The organism is Flavobacterium urocaniciphilum, from assembly GCF_900110615.1.
GTDB classification, from domain to species: domain Bacteria; phylum Bacteroidota; class Bacteroidia; order Flavobacteriales; family Flavobacteriaceae; genus Flavobacterium; species Flavobacterium urocaniciphilum.
In genome coordinates, this window is sequence record NZ_FOEI01000002.1 from 505817 (window position 1) to 526212 (window position 20396).

At 31.0% G+C, this 20396-nt stretch carries 20 protein-coding genes; 11 read left to right on the top strand and 9 right to left on the bottom strand.

Features of this window, described 5'->3' with window-relative positions; all coding sequences use genetic code 11:
- The first annotated feature begins 137 nt into the window (after nt 1-137).
- Complete coding sequence (locus BMY86_RS06440; RefSeq protein WP_091466647.1) at nt 138-1172, top strand: alpha/beta fold hydrolase; 1035 nt, start codon at nt 138-140, stop codon at nt 1170-1172.
- 4 nt (nt 1173-1176) lie between these two features.
- Here BMY86_RS06440 and BMY86_RS06445 read toward each other — a convergent pair whose 3' ends face one another.
- Both BMY86_RS06445 and BMY86_RS06450 read right to left on the bottom strand, forming a co-directional pair.
- Nucleotides 1177-2271, bottom strand: coding sequence for a lipoprotein N-acyltransferase Lnb domain-containing protein (locus BMY86_RS06445; RefSeq protein WP_091466648.1), 1095 nt, complete (start codon nt 2269-2271; stop codon nt 1177-1179).
- 70 nt (nt 2272-2341) lie between these two features.
- Nucleotides 2342-3415, bottom strand: a complete 1074-nt coding sequence (locus BMY86_RS06450) for a putative type IX sorting system protein PorV2 (protein WP_143065615.1) — start codon at nt 3413-3415, stop codon at nt 2342-2344.
- Between the two features lie 117 nt (nt 3416-3532).
- On the opposite strand from BMY86_RS06450, the gene BMY86_RS06455 reads away from it, so the two are divergent.
- Together BMY86_RS06455 and BMY86_RS06460 are read left to right on the top strand one after the other, a co-directional pair.
- Nucleotides 3533-4276, top strand: coding sequence for a CDP-alcohol phosphatidyltransferase family protein (locus tag BMY86_RS06455; RefSeq protein WP_245745611.1), 744 nt, complete (start codon nt 3533-3535; stop codon nt 4274-4276).
- On the top strand, nt 4276-5118 hold the full coding sequence (locus tag BMY86_RS06460) for a GH25 family lysozyme (RefSeq protein ID WP_091466650.1): 843 nt from the start codon (nt 4276-4278) through the stop codon (nt 5116-5118). Before BMY86_RS06455 ends, BMY86_RS06460 begins: the two co-directional genes overlap by 1 nt.
- Nucleotides 5119-5133: 15 nt before the next feature.
- Here BMY86_RS06460 and BMY86_RS06465 read toward each other — a convergent pair whose 3' ends face one another.
- The 5 genes from BMY86_RS06465 to BMY86_RS06485 all read right to left on the bottom strand — a co-directional run bounded on the left by BMY86_RS06465 (nt 5134) and on the right by BMY86_RS06485 (nt 8421).
- The gene (locus BMY86_RS06465) at nt 5134-5361 is read right to left on the bottom strand and encodes a DUF5808 domain-containing protein (protein ID WP_091466652.1); all 228 of its coding nucleotides are present in this window, start codon (nt 5359-5361) and stop codon (nt 5134-5136) included.
- A gap of 4 nt (nt 5362-5365) precedes the next feature.
- Nucleotides 5366-6139, bottom strand: a complete 774-nt coding sequence (gene lptB / locus BMY86_RS06470; protein ID WP_091466887.1) for an LPS export ABC transporter ATP-binding protein — start codon at nt 6137-6139, stop codon at nt 5366-5368.
- Nucleotides 6140-6272: 133 nt separating this feature from the next.
- Nucleotides 6273-6626: a carboxymuconolactone decarboxylase family protein gene (locus BMY86_RS06475; RefSeq protein ID WP_091466653.1), complete on the bottom strand. Its 354-nt coding sequence runs from the start codon at nt 6624-6626 to the stop codon at nt 6273-6275.
- Complete coding sequence (tatC, locus tag BMY86_RS06480; protein ID WP_177177139.1) at nt 6626-7423, bottom strand: twin-arginine translocase subunit TatC; 798 nt, start codon at nt 7421-7423, stop codon at nt 6626-6628. The genes BMY86_RS06475 and tatC overlap by 1 nt, the downstream gene beginning before the upstream one ends.
- A gap of 32 nt (nt 7424-7455) precedes the next feature.
- Nucleotides 7456-8421 (bottom strand): KpsF/GutQ family sugar-phosphate isomerase, encoded by a 966-nt coding sequence (locus BMY86_RS06485; protein ID WP_091466890.1) that lies wholly within the window; start codon nt 8419-8421, stop codon nt 7456-7458.
- Nucleotides 8422-8542: 121 nt separating this feature from the next.
- Here BMY86_RS06485 and recQ point away from each other — a divergent pair, with 121 nt between their 5' ends.
- Nucleotides 8543-10738 (top strand): DNA helicase RecQ, encoded by a 2196-nt coding sequence (recQ, locus tag BMY86_RS06490; RefSeq protein ID WP_091466656.1) that lies wholly within the window; start codon nt 8543-8545, stop codon nt 10736-10738.
- 60 nt (nt 10739-10798) lie between these two features.
- Here recQ and BMY86_RS06495 read toward each other — a convergent pair whose 3' ends face one another.
- Complete coding sequence (locus BMY86_RS06495) at nt 10799-11038, bottom strand: hypothetical protein (protein ID WP_091466658.1); 240 nt, start codon at nt 11036-11038, stop codon at nt 10799-10801.
- A 70-nt stretch (nt 11039-11108) separates the two neighbouring features.
- On the opposite strand from BMY86_RS06495, the gene BMY86_RS06500 reads away from it, so the two are divergent.
- The 7 genes from BMY86_RS06500 (at nt 11109) to BMY86_RS06530 (ending at nt 19730) form a co-directional block, all read left to right on the top strand.
- On the top strand, nt 11109-12767 hold the full coding sequence (locus BMY86_RS06500) for a PNGase F N-terminal domain-containing protein (protein WP_091466892.1): 1659 nt from the start codon (nt 11109-11111) through the stop codon (nt 12765-12767).
- An 18-nt stretch (nt 12768-12785) separates the two neighbouring features.
- Nucleotides 12786-13835 carry a DUF2891 domain-containing protein gene (locus BMY86_RS06505; RefSeq protein ID WP_091466660.1) on the top strand — a complete coding sequence of 350 codons (1050 nt, stop codon included), beginning with the start codon at nt 12786-12788 and terminating at the stop codon, nt 13833-13835.
- Between the two features lie 36 nt (nt 13836-13871).
- A complete protein-coding gene (locus BMY86_RS06510; protein WP_091466662.1) occupies nt 13872-15431 on the top strand; it encodes an NAD(P)/FAD-dependent oxidoreductase in 1560 nt (519 codons plus the stop codon).
- An 82-nt stretch (nt 15432-15513) separates the two neighbouring features.
- Entirely contained in the window at nt 15514-16038 is a 525-nt protein-coding gene (locus BMY86_RS06515; protein ID WP_091466664.1) for a GNAT family N-acetyltransferase, read from the top strand.
- A 4-nt stretch (nt 16039-16042) separates the two neighbouring features.
- Nucleotides 16043-17083 carry an endolytic transglycosylase MltG gene (mltG, locus tag BMY86_RS06520; protein ID WP_091466667.1) on the top strand — a complete coding sequence of 347 codons (1041 nt, stop codon included), beginning with the start codon at nt 16043-16045 and terminating at the stop codon, nt 17081-17083.
- 94 nt (nt 17084-17177) lie between these two features.
- Nucleotides 17178-18221, top strand: coding sequence for a C40 family peptidase (locus BMY86_RS06525; RefSeq protein ID WP_091466669.1), 1044 nt, complete (start codon nt 17178-17180; stop codon nt 18219-18221).
- 69 nt (nt 18222-18290) lie between these two features.
- Nucleotides 18291-19730 (top strand): APC family permease, encoded by a 1440-nt coding sequence (locus BMY86_RS06530; RefSeq protein WP_091466672.1) that lies wholly within the window; start codon nt 18291-18293, stop codon nt 19728-19730.
- Nucleotides 19731-19781: 51 nt separating this feature from the next.
- Here the strand turns inward: BMY86_RS06530 and BMY86_RS06535 are convergent, their stop codons facing one another.
- Entirely contained in the window at nt 19782-20309 is a 528-nt protein-coding gene (locus BMY86_RS06535; RefSeq protein ID WP_091466674.1) for an SRPBCC family protein, read from the bottom strand.
- Nucleotides 20310-20396: the final 87 nt, after the last annotated feature.

Below are 20396 nucleotides of genomic sequence, written 5' to 3' on the forward strand. Positions count from 1 at the left end.
ATGCGAAAAAAAACTCCAAGCGAAAGCTTGGAGTTTTTTTTTGGAATTATATTCAATGAAAAGTTAAATAAAAACTAAGATTTACCTTACATGAATTGTTTTTTATACATTCGCAATCAATAAAAAAGTAGTAAAAAATGAATAAATTAAAAATATTAATAATTGTACTATTTCTTTCAAATATGAGTTTTGGACAAGAAATGTTTGAGTACGAAAAGAAAATTCAAAATGAAGAAAACTATAATAGTATTGATTTAGAATTTATTAACGCTAAAGAAAAAATTAAACTTTATGGAACTTTAATTGAGCCTAAAAAGGAGTATACTAAAATTCTGATTATTGTTCCGGGTTCCGGAATGGATACTAGAAATTGTCATTTTAAGTTAACTGAAAGTCTTCTTGAGAAAGATATCGCTGTGTTTCGTTATGATGAAAGAGGAGTTGGGAAATCTGAAGGTAAATTTAGTTCTGCCAACTATACTATCACTGATATGGCTAATGATTTATCTATAATTTTTGATAGTATAAAAACGAATAAAAATTTATCTTCCAAGAAAATTGGATTGTTAGGACATAGTTTGGGTGGATTGGTTACCATGTCATTAGTTGAGAAAGGGTATAAACCTGATTTTATCATTCAGTGGGCAACTCCTGTGCAAAAAAACGGAGAATTTTTAAAGTATCAATTGAAGACTGGAATCAATAAATTTGAGAATGAATTGATTTTTGATTCGTTAGAAAAAAAACTTGCAGTAATGGAAATATTTCATAATTCTTTCGGTGGTACTTCAGTAGAAAATACTTTGAAAGAAGACTTGAAAATTTATAAAGAAGCACTTAAAAAAGCGAAAGAAATTGGATATACCAATAAAAATTACAATCGTTTTTTTTATTGTAATTTCAATTCACAAAAGCACATTGTGAAAAAAGATTTTGAAACTCTCTATGCTCAAAGTAAAATTCCAATGCTTTATATTATTGGGTCGGATGATAAATTTGTTGATCCAATATCAGAAATCAATAAATTACAATCCTTTCAAAATAATAAGATAAAAATAGTGGTTTTAGAAGGTTTAAATCATTACTTAACAAAAGGTCAACTTGACAAGCCGACATACGAAATTGAAAATATTGCTAAAGATGAAATGATAAATTGGGTTGTTAATCAATAATTAATTACTTTTTTTTCTCTTTTAATACAATTTTTATCAACCAAAATAAATGCAATGCAATAATTGGCAATACAACTAATAATTGCACTTTCGCGACAATATAAGCCAAATAAATTAGGGTAAAAGCAATGCAGATTTGTCCGAATAAAATGATTTTTTGGGTGTTGTTTTTCCAATAGTAAAAAGCGAAAACCAATAATAATGGATTAAATAATAACGCATTATAATTCCATAAAATTTCTTGGTGTAAAGAATACAATCCTACTAAACAGAAAAATAATCCTAATAATCCTGCGAAAATAAAATAAGTAATTTGTATCCCTTTTTTGTTCAATACAATCAGAATTACAATTGCTGCAATTAAAGAATAAATAGAATTAACAAAAGAAAATGGAGTCGTTACCGTTTCTTCATTTAAAACTTTAGTTGGTTTGGCTAATTTTTGTCCGTTATATTCAGTAGTTTCCAACACTTTTTCCAATTCTAATGGTAAAAATAAACGAGTGGCTGGTTGGTCAACTTTAGTTCCAAACATGATCTGAATTCCTAATTTCATATAAAAATCCGACATGTATGGATATAGAATATCTCTGTACGATTGATCAGATTTTGGTTGTTTTAAGACTTCTGAACCCAATATTTTATTGATTTTATCCACAACCATCGTCGTGCAGTTTTTATCAATAAACTTATACGTGTAAAAGCGCTCTTCAGAAGTTAAACTGCTATTTAGTTCGTTTAATAATTGTTGTTTTTGTTCTTTAGACAGATTCAGTTCTTGTTCAACGATACTTCTTCCATCTAATTTATAATTGTATTCAAAATCGTAGTAATTCTCATTCGTAACAAAATATTGCAAATCGCCCTTTACGAATTTCAACATAAAATTAGGTGTGGTAAAATCAAACGCTCCATAATTATATACTACATCAATCTGATTAATATAATCTGTAATTCGAATACCTGTATGGCCATACATTGCATAGGAAACAGGCGCCGTTCCGCAAGTTAAAATACTCACTTTAGCATTGTCGGATAAGATTACGTTTTGAGAAAAACTAAGTATTGGAAGTAATAAGAAAAGTAATTTTTTTAGCATATTGGATTTTTGTTTTACTGAAAACTGTGACTGCGACTGAAAACTGTGACTGCGACTGAAAACTGATAATTTATCTTCTAAAAATACCTAAATCAACTTTTACAGAAAATACGTTAGAATATAAGGCAGCACTTTGGTTTCCTAAATCGGTTAAAGCATAATCAACCTGAATGCCTTTATATTTAAATCCTAAACCAATATTCGGTTGAAAGCTGACTTTAGAAGTGTTGTCAATTTGAGTAATCTGTTGAAAATTTCCAACACCAGCACGTAAGAACGCTAAATCGATATAACCAAATTCAAATCCTACTGCCGGATTAATACTTACCATACTTGTTGAAATAATATCATTCGTTTGGGCAAATTCCATGTTCAAATTGGCAGCAGTTGTTAACGTATAATCGTAATGAAATTCGAATTTTTTTGATAATCCTAATTGTGCTTTTGGTAAGGTAATTTCACTAGTTTCAGGTAATTCTTGATTTTCACCAGGAACTGCATTTTTAATTTTTTCGTATTCTTCTTGATTGATACTCCAGGTGTTGTAAGTAGTAGTAATATCACGAATCATCAATCCAAATTTCCAATCATCTTTGTTTTGAAATTGCAATCCTAAATCGAATCCAAATCCCCAAGAAGAAGCAAAATCTCCAATAATTCGTCTAATTACTTTTGCGTTTACACCATAGTTAAAACCTTGTATGGGTAATTTTCTAGCATATGAAAAAGTAACGCCATAATCTGCTGTAGAAAATAGCGAAATTCTGTTGTAGTCAATATTTCCTTGATTGTTAATTAATTGAGTGGTGTTTAGGATATCGTCTACTCCAAAACGAATTAAAGAAATTCCCCAAGCACTTCGGTCGTCAATAGGCATAGCAAAACCGGCATAATCGTATTGTGCGATGTTAGCAAAATAATTCGCATGCATCAAAGCTATTTGTTTGTCTTCTAGTTGTAAAATTCCAGCCGGATTCCAATATCCCGAATTAACATCAGCAGTTTGAGCGGTTACGGCATTACTCATCCCTAACGCAGCAGCATCAACTCCAATGTTTAAAAATTCGTTAGAATATTTTCTAACCGTTTGTGCCAAAATCGACTGCGAAACCAATATGACAAATAAAAATAGTATCTTCTTCAAAGCAAAATTAATTCTAACAACAAATATCTAAATTTCTTATCTAATAAACTCAAATTCTTTCATTTTATTGTTTACATTTGCTATAGAATTTATCACATTTAAGAAAATTTTAAGAAGATGAACATCAAAAAACACATTCCAAACACAATTACATTATTGAATTTATTTGCTGGTTTATGCGCTTTAATTCACGCGTTTAATGGAAGTTATAGAGAAGCTTTTTCGTTAGTTTGTTTAGGGATTTTCTTTGATTTTTGGGATGGTTTCTTCGCTAGAATTTGGAAAGTACAAAGTCCAATTGGTTTGCAATTAGATTCGTTAGCAGATATGGTAACTAGCGGAGTTGTACCTGGTTTAGTGATGTATAAAATGTTAGGCGATATTCAAGAAAATCAAGCGCAATATAATTTAACAGAAGAAACTTATTATATGGGTGTGGTTCCTTATTTAGGGTTTTTAATTACACTTGCTTCTTGTTACCGTTTAGGGAAATTTAATGTTGATACTCGTCAAACAGATTCTTTCATTGGATTGCCAACACCAGCAAATGCTCTGTTAATTATGAGTATTCCTATGATTCAGTTTCAATACAGTGATGTTGATGCTATATTTGATACATTAAGTAATCCGTATGTTTTAGTAGGAATTACTGCTTTAAGTGCCTATTTATTAAATGCTGAAATTCCATTATTCTCATTAAAAGTGAAAAGCTTTAGCTGGGAAAAATATAAAATGCAAGTGGTGTTTTTAGTATTATCTTTAATCTTATTAGTGATGTTTGAATTCATTGCAATTCCAATTATCATTTTATTGTACGTAATTTTATCAGTTGTAAATAATACAATTCTTAAGAAAGCTTAATGGCAACCAGAAGAAAATATCCTTCTAAAAGTAAAAAACAATCTATAATTAGTCCGAAATCTGTAAAATGGATTCTTGGACTTTTTTTGTTATTGTGTGGAATAATATTCGCTTATCAGAAAAAAGATGCAGTGTTGTATTATTTCGGTTTTAAATTCCGAGGAAGTGAATTAACGGCTGACCAAAGAAGGTTAGAAGATAAACGCATTAAAGATATAGTGGAAAATCATGAAGGGAAAACTTTCGGAATTGATGTTTCGCAATATCAAGGAACAATTGATTGGGATAATGTTGAGGCACGAGAAGAACAGTTTGAATTGAAATTTGTAATTGTTCGTGCTACCGCTGGAAGTAATAAATTAGATACTAAATTCAAAAAAAATTGGCGAAATTTAACCGAATCACTTTACATTCAAGGTGCGTATCATTATTATCGTCCGGATGAAAATTCTACAGATCAAGCCAATAACTTTATCAAAAATGTAAAACTTCGTAAAGGACATTTGCCACCTATTTTAGATATCGAAAAAATGCCAAAAGGTCAATCGATGGATAAATTGAAAGAAGGTTTGCAAAATTGGTTGACTATTATTGAAAAGCATTACGGAATCAGGCCAATTATCTATTCAGGTGAAAAATATTATGAAGATTTTTTAAAAGAAGATTTTCCAGATTATCAATTTTGGATAGCAAATTACAATCCTTGGAAAGAAAAAATTCATGATGATTATTTGCTATGGCAATTTACTGAAAAAGCACAATTGCACGGTATTGATGAATTGGTAGATGTAAATGTTTTTAATGGATCGGTAGACGATTTAAAGAAAGTCTGTTTGAAATAATATTTTAAGTTTAAATTAAATTATCTGTTTTCTGTAAACAAATACTAAAATCATAGTAAAACTTACTAGAAAAGCGGCAATCGATTTTGGATTTGCAAAGTTTATTGTCCAGCCCATCCATGAAACTCTTTTGGGCGGGAATAATCTCTCGTCTTCTTTGTTGTAGTAAAATAAACCTCCAATTTTCCAATTATTAGGGTCTTTATGCCAAGCTTCTAATTGTTCTTTTGATGGATTTTTCATGCGATTAAAAATCTATTTCTGCATCAATTTTTGGTGCGTTAAAATCAATTTTTGTTTTTCTTAATTCGAAATTCTGACCTAAGTATACTCTTCTTACCATTTCATCTTCAACTAATTCTTCAGGTTTTCCAGCTTTTAAAATTCCACCTTCAAACATTAAGTACGTTTTATCTGTAATGGCTAATGTTTCTTGTACGTTATGGTCGGTAATTAAAATTCCGATATTTTTGTTTTTCAATTGTGCTACAATACGTTGAATGTCTTCAACTGCAACTGGGTCAACTCCAGCAAAAGGCTCATCTAACAAAATGAATTTCGGATCAGTAGCTAAACAACGTGCAATTTCGGTTCTTCTTCGTTCTCCTCCTGATAATAAATCACCACGATTCGTACGAATATGACCTAATGAAAACTCTTCAATTAAGCTTTCCATTTTAGCTTCTTGTTGTGCTTTTGTTAGATTTGTCAATTGTAAAACCGACATAATATTGTCTTCAATACTCAATTTTCTAAAAACAGAAGCCTCTTGAGCTAAATATCCAATTCCGTTTTGTGCACGTTTGTACATTGGGAAATCAGTAATATTCATATCGTCTAAATAAATATTACCAGCATTTGGTTTAACTAAACCTACAATCATGTAAAAAGAAGTTGTTTTTCCAGCTCCATTCGGACCTAATAAACCAACAATTTCTCCTTGATTTACTTCTACTGAAATACCTTTTACAACACTTCTTTTCTTGTATGTTTTAATTAAATTTTCTGCTCTTAATTTCATTGTTTTTAATTTGTCAATTGTCAATTCGGCAATATGCCAATGTTTCAATATTTGGTAAAAATATTAAATTTATTTGAAGTTGAAATTTTATTATTATTAGTTTAACTTTTTGAATAATCGGCACATTGGCTAATTATTTAATTTGCTGATTTTCTAATGCCTCCCAAAATTCATAGGCTCTACGTAAATGTGGAATTACGATAGTTCCACCAACTAAAGTAGCGATACTCATAGCTTCCATCATTTCCGTTCTGTTAACACCGTTTTTAAAAGCTGTTTCTAAATGGTATTTGATGCAATCGTCGCAACGTAAAACCGCAGAGGCAACTAAACCTAGTAATTCTTTCGTTTTTACATCTAATGCACCTTCCATATAGGTGTTGGTGTCTAAATTGAAAATTCTTTTGATAACTTTATTGTCATCTGCTAATAACTTTTCGTTCATTTTCGAACGATAGTCGTTAAATTCTTTAATTAAATCGCTCATTATGTAGTAGTTTCAGTTTTTTTATTTTTATTCGTTATGAAAGCACTGATGAAAATACTGGCTTCATAAAGTATTACTAATGGAATGGTTACAATAATTTGACTAATAACGTCTGGTGGCGTTACAATCGCTGCAATAATTAAAATCACAACATACGACCATTTTCTGTATTCTCTTAAGAAAGCTGGTGTAACCAATCCTAAAGTTGATAAAAAGTATATGATAATTGGTAATTCGAAAACCAATCCAGTAGCCAAAGTTGTTGTTTTTACCGTTCCGATATAAGAATTGACATTAATGTCGTTTTTAATCACATCTGAAACAGAAAACGTTGATAAAAAGTTTAATGATAATGGTGTTAAAACAAAATAACCAAAACCAACTCCTAAAAAGAATAATAAAGAAGAAATAACGATAAATTTAACAGCATTTCTTTTTTCTTTTTTATATAAAGCTGGACTAATGAAATTCCAGAATTGTAATAAAATATAAGGGAAACTGATGATAAATCCGGCAGTAATACACGTCCAAACCAATAATGAAACCTGTCCTTCAATTTCTGTATTTTGTATACTGAAATTTAAAGTTGGATCGCAAAAACTTTTATCTAAATCATACTTGTTTGCTAAATCGCAAAAAAACTGATACGTAACAAAATCACCTTTCATTGGTCCGAAAATAATCGTTTGAAAAATGAATTCGTTAAAAAAGTAGGCTACAACTCCGCCAATTAAAATTGCTGCAGAACTTCTTACTAATAACCATCTTAATTCTTCTAGATGGTCTAAAAATGACATTTCGTTTATATTCTTTTTATTCTTTTTCGCCATTATACGATTCCTTCTTTTAAAATATCGTGTAAATGTAACACACCTTTGTATGTTCCATTATCAATAACCATTAATTGAGTAATTTTATAATCTTCCAAAACATCCAATGCTTCTGAAACTAACACGGTAGAATTGATTGATTTTGGATTTTTAGTCATGATGTCTTGTGCTGTTAAATCAGAAAACGTTTCTCTATCTGTTAACATTCTTCGGATGTCTCCATCGGTAATAATACCAATTACTTCATTGTTATCTACTACAGCTGTTACTCCTAAACGTTTTTCGGAAATTTCCATAATAACTTTCTTAATTGAAGCATTTGGAGCAACTTGTGGAGTATGTGTATTGTCTAACATATCTTTTACACGTAACAATAATTTTTTACCTAACGCACCTCCAGGATGGTATTTAGCAAAATCTTCTGCTTGGAAATTTCTCAATTGCATTAAACAAACCGCAATGGCATCACCTAAAACCAATTGAGCTGTTGTGCTATTTGTTGGAGCTAATCCTAACGGACAACATTCTGCATCTACATGTGCTAATAAAACTAAATCTGATGAAGTAGCTAAAAATGAAGTTGGATTTGCGGTCATTCCAATTAAAGTAGTTCCGAAACTTTTAATAATTGGGGCTAATACTTTAATTTCCGGACTGTTTCCACTTTTTGAAATACAAAGTACTAAATCGCCACTTTGAATCATTCCTAAGTCGCCATGAATTGCTTCCGCAGCATGTAAAAATATTGATGGAGTTCCAGTTGAGTTTAAGGTTGCAACAATCTTCTGTGCGATAATAGCGCTTTTTCCAATTCCAGTAACCACTAATCTGCCTTTAGATTCGTAGATTAATTGAACGGTTTTTACAAAATCCTCGTTAAGATAATGAGTTAATTTTGAGATACTTTCACTTTGAGAAAGTATAGATTGTTTTGCGTTTTCTAGTATAGATTGTGTTGTGTTCAAAATTAAGTAAATTATGTTTTTGTTTTTAAAGAATAATTGTATCTTTATGTTTGCAAATTTAGACAAATTCAAATAATAATTGTCTAAATTATTTGTTTATAAGTTCAAGCAATTTATTTTCATGAAAGAACAAAAAATAGATTTATACAAAGAGTTAAAAAAATACTTTGGATTTTCCCAATTTAAAGGGTTGCAAGAAAAAGTAGTTGAGAGTATTATTTCTGGGAATAATACTTTCGTTATAATGCCTACAGGTGGTGGTAAGTCTTTATGTTACCAATTACCCGCTTTGGTATTGGATGGTACTGCAATTGTAGTTTCGCCATTAATTGCTCTGATGAAAAATCAAGTAGATGCTATTCGCAGTATGGGTTCGGAAGTTGGTGTAGCGCATGTTTTAAATTCTTCATTAAATAAAACGGAAGTCAATCAAGTAAAAGCGGATATCATTTCTGGAAAAACCAAAATGCTTTATGTAGCTCCAGAATCTTTAACTAAAGAAGATTATATTCAATTTTTACAATCTGTAAAGATTTCATTTGTTGCTATTGACGAAGCACATTGTATTTCGGAATGGGGTCACGATTTCAGACCAGAATACCGCAATCTAAGATCAATTATCAAGCAATTAGGAGATATTCCAATTATTGGATTAACAGCAACTGCTACGCCTAAAGTTCAAGAAGATATCTTGAAAAACCTAGATATGTCTGATGCTAAAACTTTTAAAGCATCGTTTAATCGACCAAATTTGTATTACGAAATTCGTCCAAAAACGAAAAATGTAGAAGCAGATATCATTCGTTTTATCAAACAATACAAAGGTAAATCGGGCGTTATTTATTGTTTGAGTCGAAAAAAAGTAGAAGAAATTGCTCAAGTTTTACAAGTAAATGGTATCTCGGCAGTTCCATATCATGCCGGTTTAGATGCGAAAACACGTGCCAAACATCAAGATATGTTTTTGATGGAAGATGTAGATGTTGTTGTGGCAACTATTGCATTTGGTATGGGAATTGACAAACCAGATGTGCGTTTTGTTATTCATCATGATATTCCAAAATCACTTGAAAGTTATTATCAAGAAACAGGTAGAGCTGGAAGAGATGGAGGAGAAGGAATTTGTTTGGCTTATTATTCTTATAAAGACATTGAAAAATTAGAAAAATTCATGTCGGGTAAACCGGTTGCTGAACAAGAAATAGGTTATGCGCTTTTACAAGAAGTAGTTGCTTATGCTGAAACTTCAATGTCTCGTAGAAAATATTTATTGCATTATTTCGGCGAAGAGTTCGATGAGGTAAATGGAGAAGGAGCCGATATGGATGACAATGTTCGAAATCCTAAGAAAAAAACAGAAGCTCAAAATCAAGTTGTTACACTTTTAGAAGCAATTAAAGATACCAAACAATTATTCAAACCTAAAGAAGTTATTTTGGCTTTAGTAGGAAAGGTGAATTCGATTATTAAAGCTCAAAAAATTGATACGTTGAAAACGTTTGGTAGTGGAAAAGATCATGATGAAAAATATTGGATGGCATTAATCAGGCAAATTTTAGTAGCTGGATTAATTTCAAAAGATATTGAGAGTTATGGTGTTTTAAAAGTTACTGCTAAAGGTGATGATTTTATAAAGAATCCTTATTCGTTTATGGTGGCAGAAGACCATGAGTTTAGCGAAGAAGAAGATGAAAATATTGTAGCAGCAACAAAATCTTCAGGTTCTGCAGACGAAGCTTTAATGGCTATGCTGAAAGATTTGCGTAAAAAAGAAGCTAAAAAACATGGTGTACCACCTTTTGTTGTGTTTCAAGATCCTTCATTAGAAGACATGTCTTTAAAATATCCAATTTCAATTGATGAATTGAGTAATGTTCATGGAGTTGGAGAAGGTAAAGCTAAAAAATATGGAAAACCTTTTGTTGATTTAATCGCAAGATATGTAGAAGATAACGATATCATTCGTCCGGATGATTTAGTAGTAAAATCTACAGGTGCCAATTCTTCTTTAAAATTATACATCATTCAAAACGTAGATAGAAAATTAGGTTTAGACGATATTGCGTCTGCCAAAGGATTGTCTATGGATGATTTATTGAAGGAAATGGAACAAATTGTTTTTTCTGGAACTAAATTAAACATCCAATATTGGATTGATGATATTTTAGACGAAGATCAACAAGAAGAAATTCATGATTATTTCATGGAATCAGATACCGATAAAATTGAAGTCGCATTAAAAGAATTTGATGGTGATTTTGATACAGAAGAACTTCGTTTGATGCGAATTAAATTTATCAGCGAAGTAGCAAATTAAATAAATTTCAAATATTTCAAATTCCAAATTCCAAAAGTTTACTTAGGAGTTTGGAATTTTTTATTGTTCATAAACTTCCCCACGATGCGGTCTTAAAGTATCTCTAAATGAAATCATATCCGCTTCATCTACAACTAAATAAGCAATGGCATACATGTCGTTTATTATTTCAAAACCTGTGATTCTTAGACTGTAATTTTCTTTTTCTAAAAATTCTTTCAAATGAATTTCATGATGTTCTGCTGTTTTAGCTGCGGCTTGACCTCTAAAATCCCAGATTAATTTTATTTTTCTAGACATTTTGCATTTGTTTTTTATAAATTTGACTGCTTTCAAAATTTTATTTAAACGTTGCAAAATTACTACTAAAATGAAGTATTACCTACTAAAAATTTTCTTGTTTTCTACATTTGTTTCATTTGCTCAAGAAACATCCTATGAAATTACTTATCAGAAAAGTTCAAACGGAAAAATAATCGAAAATCAAGATTTGATAAAAGTTTTTGCAACTCAAAACCATGTTTTACTTTCTACTGAAAATATAGAATCTAACAAAGCAACTTTACCATTTGAAAGGACTTTAGTTGATATAAAAGATTTAAGTTTTTATCAATCGGCTACTTTGTCATCAAATAAAAGTATAAGTTTCAAAGATAATGAGGCTATTAAAAATCAGAAATTAGAATTATTACCCGATACCAAAAAAATCTTAGGATATGTTTGTAAAAAGGCAAAAACGATAATAAATTCAAATACAATAGATATTTGGTACACTAACGAAGTTAATGTTAAAGCGAGTCCATTAGTTTTAGGTGTAAATTTAGGTTTGGTTTTGGAAATTACGCGTAACGGGAATAGTACCACTCAGGCTATTAAAATTCAAAAGAAAAAGTCAAAAAGCACAATAAATTCTAAAATTGAAAATACGGTTGATGCCTTAACTTATAAAGATTTATTGTGGAAAAGTCGCTTTACTACGATTCCAGTTTTTAAAAATGAAATTATTAATTTTTCGTCTGAATCAAAATCAAATGATTCGGTAATTCGCTTTGCAAACGGAACAATTGCACTTAGAAAAATCCAAATTCCAAGTCAAGCCAAATCAAGTATTGCTTTTTTAGATTTAATGGAACAATCTAATGGTGATGCTTATGACAGAACGGGTTCGGTTTTTATAATTCCAATTTCTAATTCAAAACAAACTTTTCATTCAGGTTTAGAAAAAGGTAAAGACGCCTTGCCGTTTTATGAAAATGGAAACGGAAGAAAATATCAAGGGGTTGTTGCTACTTCAACTTATGAACCATTAACCGAATTAATGCGTTTTTTCACGCCATTCGGAATCAAACAATACAATCATATTCAGTTAAAAGATAAATCTTGGGAAGATCAAGTAGCGTATCGTCAGGAGATAACAGATGTTTTACAACAATATGCCGGTCAAGAAGTTTGGATTGGTGCTTTTATTGGAAATTATGATAAAGGCGGACATAAAATTTCTATGAATCTAACCTTACATCCAGAAGATTTACCTTCAAAATCAACCAAATTATTTCCGTTATTCAATACGACAAATGTTATGGAAATGGCAGGGCAAGATTATGGAACTATGTTTGATGTTGACAAAGGTTTAGAGGTGAAAATTTCGTTGTCGCAACCTTTAAAAAATGCGAAAATTCGATACATTACTACTGGTCATGGTGGTTGGGAAAATGGAGATGAATTTGTGCCTAAGAAAAATACAATTCTTATGAATGGAAAAGAAGTCTTTCAATTTACACCATGGCGTCAAGATTGTGGTTCGTACCGTCAGTTTAATCCAGCTTCTGGAAATTTCCCAAATGGGTTGTCTTCATCAGATTATAGTAGAGCCAATTGGTGTCCGGGTATGGTAACCACTCCAACGTATATCGATTTAGGAGATTTACCAGCTGGTGAATACACGTTTCAAGTTAAAATTCCACAAGGAAAACCAGAAGGTGGAAGTTTTAGCTCTTGGAATGTTTCTGGGATTTTAATTGGAGAATAATTTTTAAGGAATCGTATTATGAAGTATTTATTTGCCTTTTTATTTGTTGGAAGTATTTCTTTTTCTCAACAACTTTCAATTGAACAAGCTAATCATTTAGCAACTTTACCTATAAAATGCTTGCAACAAGAATATCCAAATAAATTGAATCAGTTGCTTTTAAATGAAACAGAATTACAATCTCCAAAGGAATTACATCCTGCATTTTATGGTTGTTTCGATTGGCATTCTTCGGTTCACGGACATTGGAGTTTGATATATCTTATAAATCATTTTCCAAATTTAGCCAATAAAGAAGTTATAATTGAGAAACTAAAAATCAATCTTTCTTCTGCAAATATTCAACAAGAAATTGTTTATTTTTCTAAAACTCATGAAAAATCATACGAACGAACGTATGGTTGGAATTGGTTATTAAAGTTACAATTAGAATTAGAAAGTTCTAAAGAGCCTTTCGCAAAAGAATTAGCCACAAATTTAAAACCGTTATCAAATTTAATTATAGAAAGATATATAGAGTTTTTACCAAAATTATTGTATCCAGTTCGTGTAGGAACACATAATAATACTGCTTTCGGATTATCAAATGCTTGGGATTATGCCGTTTTTTCAAATAATGTTACTTTACAAAATTGTATAAAATCCAATGCGCTTCGAATGTTTCAAAACGATGTAAATTGTCCTTTCGATTGGGAACCTAGTGGAACCGATTTTCTTTCGCCATGTATGGAAGAAGTTGGATTAATGCAACGTATAATGGCAGAGAAAGAGTTTTTAAGTTGGTTGAAAAAATTTGCTCCTAAGTTGTTTTCTAAAAAATGGAATTGGGAAGTAGCCAAAGTTTCCGACAGAACCGATGGACATTTAGTACATTTAGATGGTTTGAATTTTAGTCGAGCTTGGAATATGTATGCGCTAATTAATGCTTTTCCAAAACAGTTTTCACATTTAAAACCATTAGCAGATACACACTTAAACTTTTCATTGCCTTCTGTTGTTGATGGAAATTATGAAGGTGAACATTGGTTAGCTTCTTTCGCTTTACGCGCTTTTGAAGAGAAAAAATAAAACGATTTATTACCTTTGCAGGATTAAAATACAATTATGCCGCGCGAACTACTTATTCAAGTTTCTCCAGAAATGGCGAATAACGAAGAAATGTTATACCAATACGTTTCTAAATTAGTACACACTTCAAGGAAAGATATTCAGAAAATTGTCGTTCTGAAACGTTCTATTGATGCGCGTCAAAAAGCGATTAAATTCAATTTGAAGTTGAACATTTTCTTTAATGATGAGGTTTTTAGCGAAGAGAAAATTGAATTGCCAAATTATCCTAATGTTACTAGTAAACAAGAAGTTATTGTGGTTGGTGCTGGACCTGCTGGTTTATTCGCTGCTTTACAATTAATTGAATTAGGATTAAAACCAATCGTTTTAGAACGTGGAAAAGACGTTCGCGGTCGACGTAGAGATTTAAAAGCGATAAATGTTGACGGAATTGTAAATGCAGATTCTAATTATTGTTTTGGTGAAGGTGGTGCCGGTACGTATTCTGATGGTAAATTGTATACACGTTCTAAAAAACGTGGCGATGTAGATAGAATTTTGAAACTATTAGTGGCTTTTGGTGCTACTCCAGAAATTTTAGTTGAAGCGCATCCACACATCGGAACGAATAAATTGCCGAAAATTATTGAAGATATTCGTGATAAAATTATTGAGTGTGGCGGACAAGTTTTGTTTGAAACACGTGTGACTGATATTCTAGTTAAAAATAATGAAGTTGACGGAATTGTTACTCAAAATGGAGAAACCATTCATGCAAAAAAAATAATTTTAGCAACCGGACATTCGGCTCGAGATATTTTTGAATTATTACATAAAAAAGACATTTTCATTGAAGCGAAACCATTTGCGTTAGGGGTTCGTGCAGAACATCCTCAATCGTTAATTGATAGTATTCAATATTCATGTGATTTTCGTGGCGAATTTTTACCACCATCACCATATTCTATTGTAAAACAAGTGAATGGAAGAGGAATGTACTCTTTTTGTATGTGTCCAGGTGGTGTAATTGCTCCCTGCGCTACTGCAGAAGGAGAAGTGGTTACAAATGGTTGGAGTCCGAGTAAACGCGATCAAGCTACTGCCAATTCTGGAATTGTAGTCGAATTACGTTTAGAAGATTTCAAACCTTTTGAAAAATTCGGACCGTTAGCAGGAATGGAATTTCAAAAACAAATTGAACAAAAAGCATGGCAATTAGCGGGTAAAACACAAAAAGTTCCTGCACAACGAATGATTGATTTTACACAATCTAAAGTCTCAAAAGACATTCCGAAAACATCTTACGTTCCAGGAACAACTTCAATAGAATTAGGAGAAGTTTTTCCTTCGTTTTTAACACAAACAATGCGTGAAGGTTTTGCTGCTTTCGGTAAATCGATGCGCGGTTATCTAACAAATGATGCCATTTTACATGCGCCAGAAAGTAGAACTTCATCTCCAGTACGTATTCCTAGAGATAATTTTACATTAGAACATGTTCAAATTAAAGGATTGTATCCTTGTGGAGAAGGAGCAGGTTACGCAGGTGGAATTATTTCTGCAGCTATTGATGGTGAAAAATGTGCGTTGAAAATTGCAGAAACACTTAGTTAGAAGACTGAGGTTTGAAGCTAGAAGAAAGGAAACTTTGCGAACTTTGCGAAAACCATTGCGTCTTTGCGGTAAAAAATAAAATATGACATTAAAAGGAGAAAATATTCATTTGCGAGCACTTGAACCTGAAGATTTAGATTTTCTTTACGAAATAGAAAATAACGAATCGATTTGGGAAGTGAGTCATACGCAAACGCCTTACAGTAAATGGGTGTTGAAACAATATTTGGAAAATGCTCATCAAGATATTTATGAAGCAAAGCAATTGCGTTTAGTTATCGTTCATACTGAAACAAATAATACAATTGGATTAATAGATTTATTCGATTTTGATGCGAAAAACAGTCGAGCTGGAATAGGGATATTAATTTCTGAAAACTATAGAAATCAAGGAATTGGAAAAGAAACGTTACAATTGATTTCAAATTATGCTTTTACACATTTGAATTTACATCAATTATTTGCAAATATTACTACAAATAATGAAGCTAGTTTATTGCTTTTTAGTAATTTTGGGTTTCAAAAAATCGGTATAAAAAAAGACTGGAATAAAATAAATGGTACTTACATTGATGAAGTACTTTTTCAATTAATTAATAAAAAATAAAATTTTGGGAGCAAAAAAATTATTTGGTAGAATTGTAGTTATTGGGTTATTACTAATTGCTGTAGTAGGTGGTTATGTTATTAATAAAGCATTCACTTCTAATACAAAATTTAATGAAGAGGAAGTTTTTGTATATGTGCCAACAGGTTCAGATTATGAAGACGTAAAGAAGATTTTGACTAATTATGTTGAAAATCAAGAGAAAATTGATTGGGTTGCTTCGCAAAGAAGTTATGATACGAATGTAAAAGCTGGAAAGTTTTTATTGAAAAAAGGAATGAGTAGCTTTAGCATTGTTCGTGCGTTACGTTTAAATGTTCCTGTTAAATTAGCCTTTAATAATCAAGAAAAAGTACAAGATTTATTCGCTAGAATTGCTTCTCAAATTGAGCCTGATACTACAAAATTGAATGCTATTTTTACAAATGATGCATTTTTAAAAGAAAATGGTTTAAATAAAGACAATGTAATGTCATTTTTTATTCCGAATAGTTATGAGTTTTATTGGAATGTAACGCCAGAAGAATTTGCTGAAAAACTTACGAAAGAATACAAAAGATTTTGGAATGATAGTCGTTTAGCGAAAGCAAAAGCTTTAAACTTAACACCAGCCGAAGTATATACATTAGCTTCAATTGTACATAAAGAAACGGCTAAAGCAGATGAAAGACCAAAAGTAGCTGGAGTATATTTAAATCGTTTGAACAAAAACATGCCGTTACAAGCTGATCCAACAGTTATTTATGCTTTAAAACAAAAATCAAACAATTGGGATTTAGTAGTTAAACGTGTAATGCACAACGATTTAATGGTAAGTTCTCCATACAATACATATAGAAATACAGGATTGCCACCAGGACCAATTTTTATGCCTGATGTTTCAGCTATTGATGCAGTTTTAAGTCCAGAAAAACATGATTATTTATATTTCTGTGCAAGTGTTGAACGATTTGGTTACCATGAGTTTGCAACCGATTATAATGAACACTTAAAAGTTGCTGCAAAATATGCAGATTGGGTAGCAAAACAGAACTACAAAAGATAATTCTAAACCAATATTATAATCAGGTGTAAGTGTTAAAATTAATACTTACACCTATTTTTTTATACTATACCCGTATTTTTTACGTTATTTATTCATGAGATTTTTAATTGCAGCCATTTTTATTTTGTTTTCAAGTTTGGGTTTTTCACAAGAAAACCTTCAGCATAAAGTAGTTAAAGGAGAAACTTTATACAGTATCTCTAAGAAATATAATGTGCCTGTATCTCAGTTAGAACAATTAAATCCACAAGCTAAAAAGTCGTTAGCCTTACATTCAATTTTAATAATTTCAGAAAATAACAATACCCAAAATAGTAATGCATTTGAGCATAAAGTTATAGCTAAAGAAACGTTGTTCGGATTATCGAAAAGATATAATGTTAGTATTGAAAAATTAAAAGAATTGAATCCAAGTATCGAATCAGAAGGTTTGAAAGTTGGAACAGTTATAAAGATTGCAGATTCTACTTCTCAGACAATTTCAGATCAAAAAGCGGATAAAAAATCGAAACGTAAGAAAAAGAAAAAAGAAGAAGAATCAGAACTTCAAGAAGTTTTTCATATTGTTTCAGCAAAAGAAACGAAATACGGAATTTCTAAAAAATACAAAATAAGCATTGCCGATTTAGAAAAATTAAATCCACAAATTAAAAATGGATTAGAAATTGGAACTCGCTTAGTTATTCAAACTTCTCAGAAAATTATTCAAGAAGAAATTACTCCAAATATAATAAAACCAGTATCAATTGATGGTATGTCGAAAGCCGATTCGGTTATTGCAACTGCTTCAAATAATATTGGAACAAAATACAGAAGTGGAGGAACAGATTCAGAAGGTTTTGATTGTTCTGGCTTGATGTTTTCTTCGTTTAAAACAATTGATATTACTTTACCAAGAACTTCTTCAGAACAAGCTAATTTCGGAGTAAAAATTGATAAAAATACTGCTCAAAAAGGCGATTTGATTTTCTTTGCTACAAATGGATCAAGTGTTAGTCATGTTGGTTTAATTACAGAGGTATCTGAAAATGATATCAAATTTGTACATTCTTCTACAAGTTCTGGCGTTATAATATCTTCTCTTTCTGAAGAATATTACGAAAAACGTTTTGTTCAAATTAACCGAGTAATACCATAAATTCAAAATTATATTCTTTATTGAAAATCGTTTTCTTTTTCTATCTTTAGCGAAACTACAAACTAACTTATGGAAGAAAAGAAAGAATTTAAAAAAGAAATTGGATTGCTAAATGCAACGAGTCTTGTTGCGGGTTCGATGATTGGTTCCGGTATTTTTATCGTAACCTCAATTATGGCAAGAGATATTGGTGGAGCAGGTTGGATTTTACTAGCTTGGATTTTAACCGGATTTCTAACACTTGCTGCAGCTTTAAGTTATGGTGAATTAGCCGGAATGATGCCTACAGCTGGCGGACAATACGTTTACATTCAGCGTGCTTATGGCAAAATGATGTCTTTTTTATACGGTTGGACCGTTTTTGCAGTTGTTCAAACAGGTGTAATTGCAGCTGTAGCCGTAGCGTTTGCAAAATATACTGCTGTTTTCTTTCCCGTTTTAAGTGAAAGTTTAATTGAAATTGGAAGTTTCAAAATTCAATACCAACAATTATTAGCTATCGTTAGTATCGTAGTTTTAACATTTATCAATAATAGAGGTGTTAAAACAGGTAAAAATTTACAGTTTGTATTTACTGCTGCTAAAATTTTTGCATTATTCGCTTTAATCGTTTTTGGATTATATGTTGGATTACAATCGAATACATTGTCTGAAAACTTTACCAATATGTGGAGTGCAAGTCACGTTACCGTTAAAGATGGGATAAAAACGACTGAAGTGTTAACAGGATTTGCCATCATCGGAATGTTAGGGTTTACGATTATCAATTCGTTATTTTCTTCAGATGCTTGGAACAATATTACATTTATTGCTGGAGAAATTAAAGAACCGCAAAAGAACATACCTAAGAGTCTTATTTTAGGGACATTAATTGTTACAATTGTATACTTATTAGCGAATTTAGCCTATTTCGCTTTGTTACCTTTAAACGGAAATCATATGTCGAGTGATTTAATGGAACAAGGAATAAAGTTTGCAAACGAAGATAGAATAGGGGCGAGTGCAGCTAGTGTTATTTTTGGAAATGCAGGTGTTTTTATTATGGCAGCCTTAATTATGGTTTCTACCTTTGGATGTAACTCTGGATTAATTTTAGCAGGTGGTAGATTGTTTTATGCGATGAGTAAAGACGGATTATTCTTTAAAAGTGCAGGAGAATTAAACAAAAATAACGTTCCAGAAAAAGCATTGTGGTTGCAATGTATTTGGGCTTCTGTGTTGTGTTTGTCAGGAAAATATGGAGATTTATTAACCTATGCAACCTTTGCCAATTTGTTGTTCTACATCTTAACTATTTACGGAATTTTTATATTGAGAAAAAAAGAACCAGATACTCCAAGACCATACAAGGCTTTAGGTTATCCAGTTGTACCAAGTATTTATATCATTTTAGTAGCTTTAATTTGTATTGATTTATTGATATACGATACTTCGAATACAGGTTTAGGTTTACTAATTGTTTTATTAGGTATTCCGATATTTAATTATATGCAGAAAAAAGCAGCATAAGTTCTATAAAAAAAGCCAAACATTTTGTTTGGCTTTTTTACTATTATCAACTTATTTTTCTAAAACTTTTTTTAATTTTTCTCCATTTTTTTCGAAAGCATTTTTTAACATCATTTTCATTGGAATGTTCATTAAATTCATGGGATACGATTCGCTACCGTTAAATTCTTCTGTATGTGTACATGAATTAGTATCAACTGCTTTAATAATTGAAGCTGCTTTGTTGTCGCCTTCAAAGGGTCTTACAAAATGTAAAAGAATATCAATACGTTCGCCATCTAGTTTTGTAATAGTTTGACTACCTTCACCGACATCATCATTTCCATTCCAAGATTGTTTGGCGCCAACCGTTCCGTCTGTTCCTTCGTAGGTTAATTTGATATTTGGATCACCTTCAAAAAAAGTACTCCATTTTTCGTTATTTTTTTGCATTCTTACATAATCGTACACTTCTTTTTGTGGTTTGTTTATGGTTACTGTATGTGTTACTTTATAATCATTCGGAATGAATAAAGCGATTATCAACAGTAAAGCAATAAGGCCAACAATAAAGATAAAGATTTTTTTAAGGATTTTCATACGTTTAGTTTTTGGTTAGTAAAGTAAAGTTAATAAAAAATCCGTCCCAATTTTATTCGGAACGGATTCTTATACTATTTATTTATA

What these genes read in the sequence shown, in the direction of transcription:
- recQ (WP_091466656.1), top strand. Translation starts at nt 8,543, where the DNA reads ATGAAAGAACAAAAAATAGATTTATACAAAGAGTTAAAAAAATACTTT.
- lptB (WP_091466887.1), bottom strand. Translation starts at nt 6,139, where the DNA reads ATGAAATTAAGAGCAGAAAATTTAATTAAAACATACAAGAAAAGAAGT.
- BMY86_RS06460 (WP_091466650.1), top strand. Translation starts at nt 4,276, where the DNA reads ATGGCAACCAGAAGAAAATATCCTTCTAAAAGTAAAAAACAATCTATA.
- BMY86_RS06525 (WP_091466669.1), top strand. Translation starts at nt 17,178, where the DNA reads ATGAGATTTTTAATTGCAGCCATTTTTATTTTGTTTTCAAGTTTGGGT.
- BMY86_RS06455 (WP_245745611.1), top strand. Translation starts at nt 3,533, where the DNA reads ATGAACATCAAAAAACACATTCCAAACACAATTACATTATTGAATTTA.
- BMY86_RS06440 (WP_091466647.1), top strand. Translation starts at nt 138, where the DNA reads ATGAATAAATTAAAAATATTAATAATTGTACTATTTCTTTCAAATATG.
- BMY86_RS06445 (WP_091466648.1), bottom strand. Translation starts at nt 2,271, where the DNA reads ATGCTAAAAAAATTACTTTTCTTATTACTTCCAATACTTAGTTTTTCT.
- BMY86_RS06495 (WP_091466658.1), bottom strand. Translation starts at nt 11,038, where the DNA reads ATGTCTAGAAAAATAAAATTAATCTGGGATTTTAGAGGTCAAGCCGCA.
- BMY86_RS06505 (WP_091466660.1), top strand. Translation starts at nt 12,786, where the DNA reads ATGAAGTATTTATTTGCCTTTTTATTTGTTGGAAGTATTTCTTTTTCT.
- BMY86_RS06500 (WP_091466892.1), top strand. Translation starts at nt 11,109, where the DNA reads ATGAAGTATTACCTACTAAAAATTTTCTTGTTTTCTACATTTGTTTCA.
- BMY86_RS06535 (WP_091466674.1), bottom strand. Translation starts at nt 20,309, where the DNA reads ATGAAAATCCTTAAAAAAATCTTTATCTTTATTGTTGGCCTTATTGCT.
- BMY86_RS06510 (WP_091466662.1), top strand. Translation starts at nt 13,872, where the DNA reads ATGCCGCGCGAACTACTTATTCAAGTTTCTCCAGAAATGGCGAATAAC.
- BMY86_RS06515 (WP_091466664.1), top strand. Translation starts at nt 15,514, where the DNA reads ATGACATTAAAAGGAGAAAATATTCATTTGCGAGCACTTGAACCTGAA.
- tatC (WP_177177139.1), bottom strand. Translation starts at nt 7,423, where the DNA reads ATGTCATTTTTAGACCATCTAGAAGAATTAAGATGGTTATTAGTAAGA.
- BMY86_RS06530 (WP_091466672.1), top strand. Translation starts at nt 18,291, where the DNA reads ATGGAAGAAAAGAAAGAATTTAAAAAAGAAATTGGATTGCTAAATGCA.
- BMY86_RS06465 (WP_091466652.1), bottom strand. Translation starts at nt 5,361, where the DNA reads ATGAAAAATCCATCAAAAGAACAATTAGAAGCTTGGCATAAAGACCCT.
- BMY86_RS06475 (WP_091466653.1), bottom strand. Translation starts at nt 6,626, where the DNA reads ATGAGCGATTTAATTAAAGAATTTAACGACTATCGTTCGAAAATGAAC.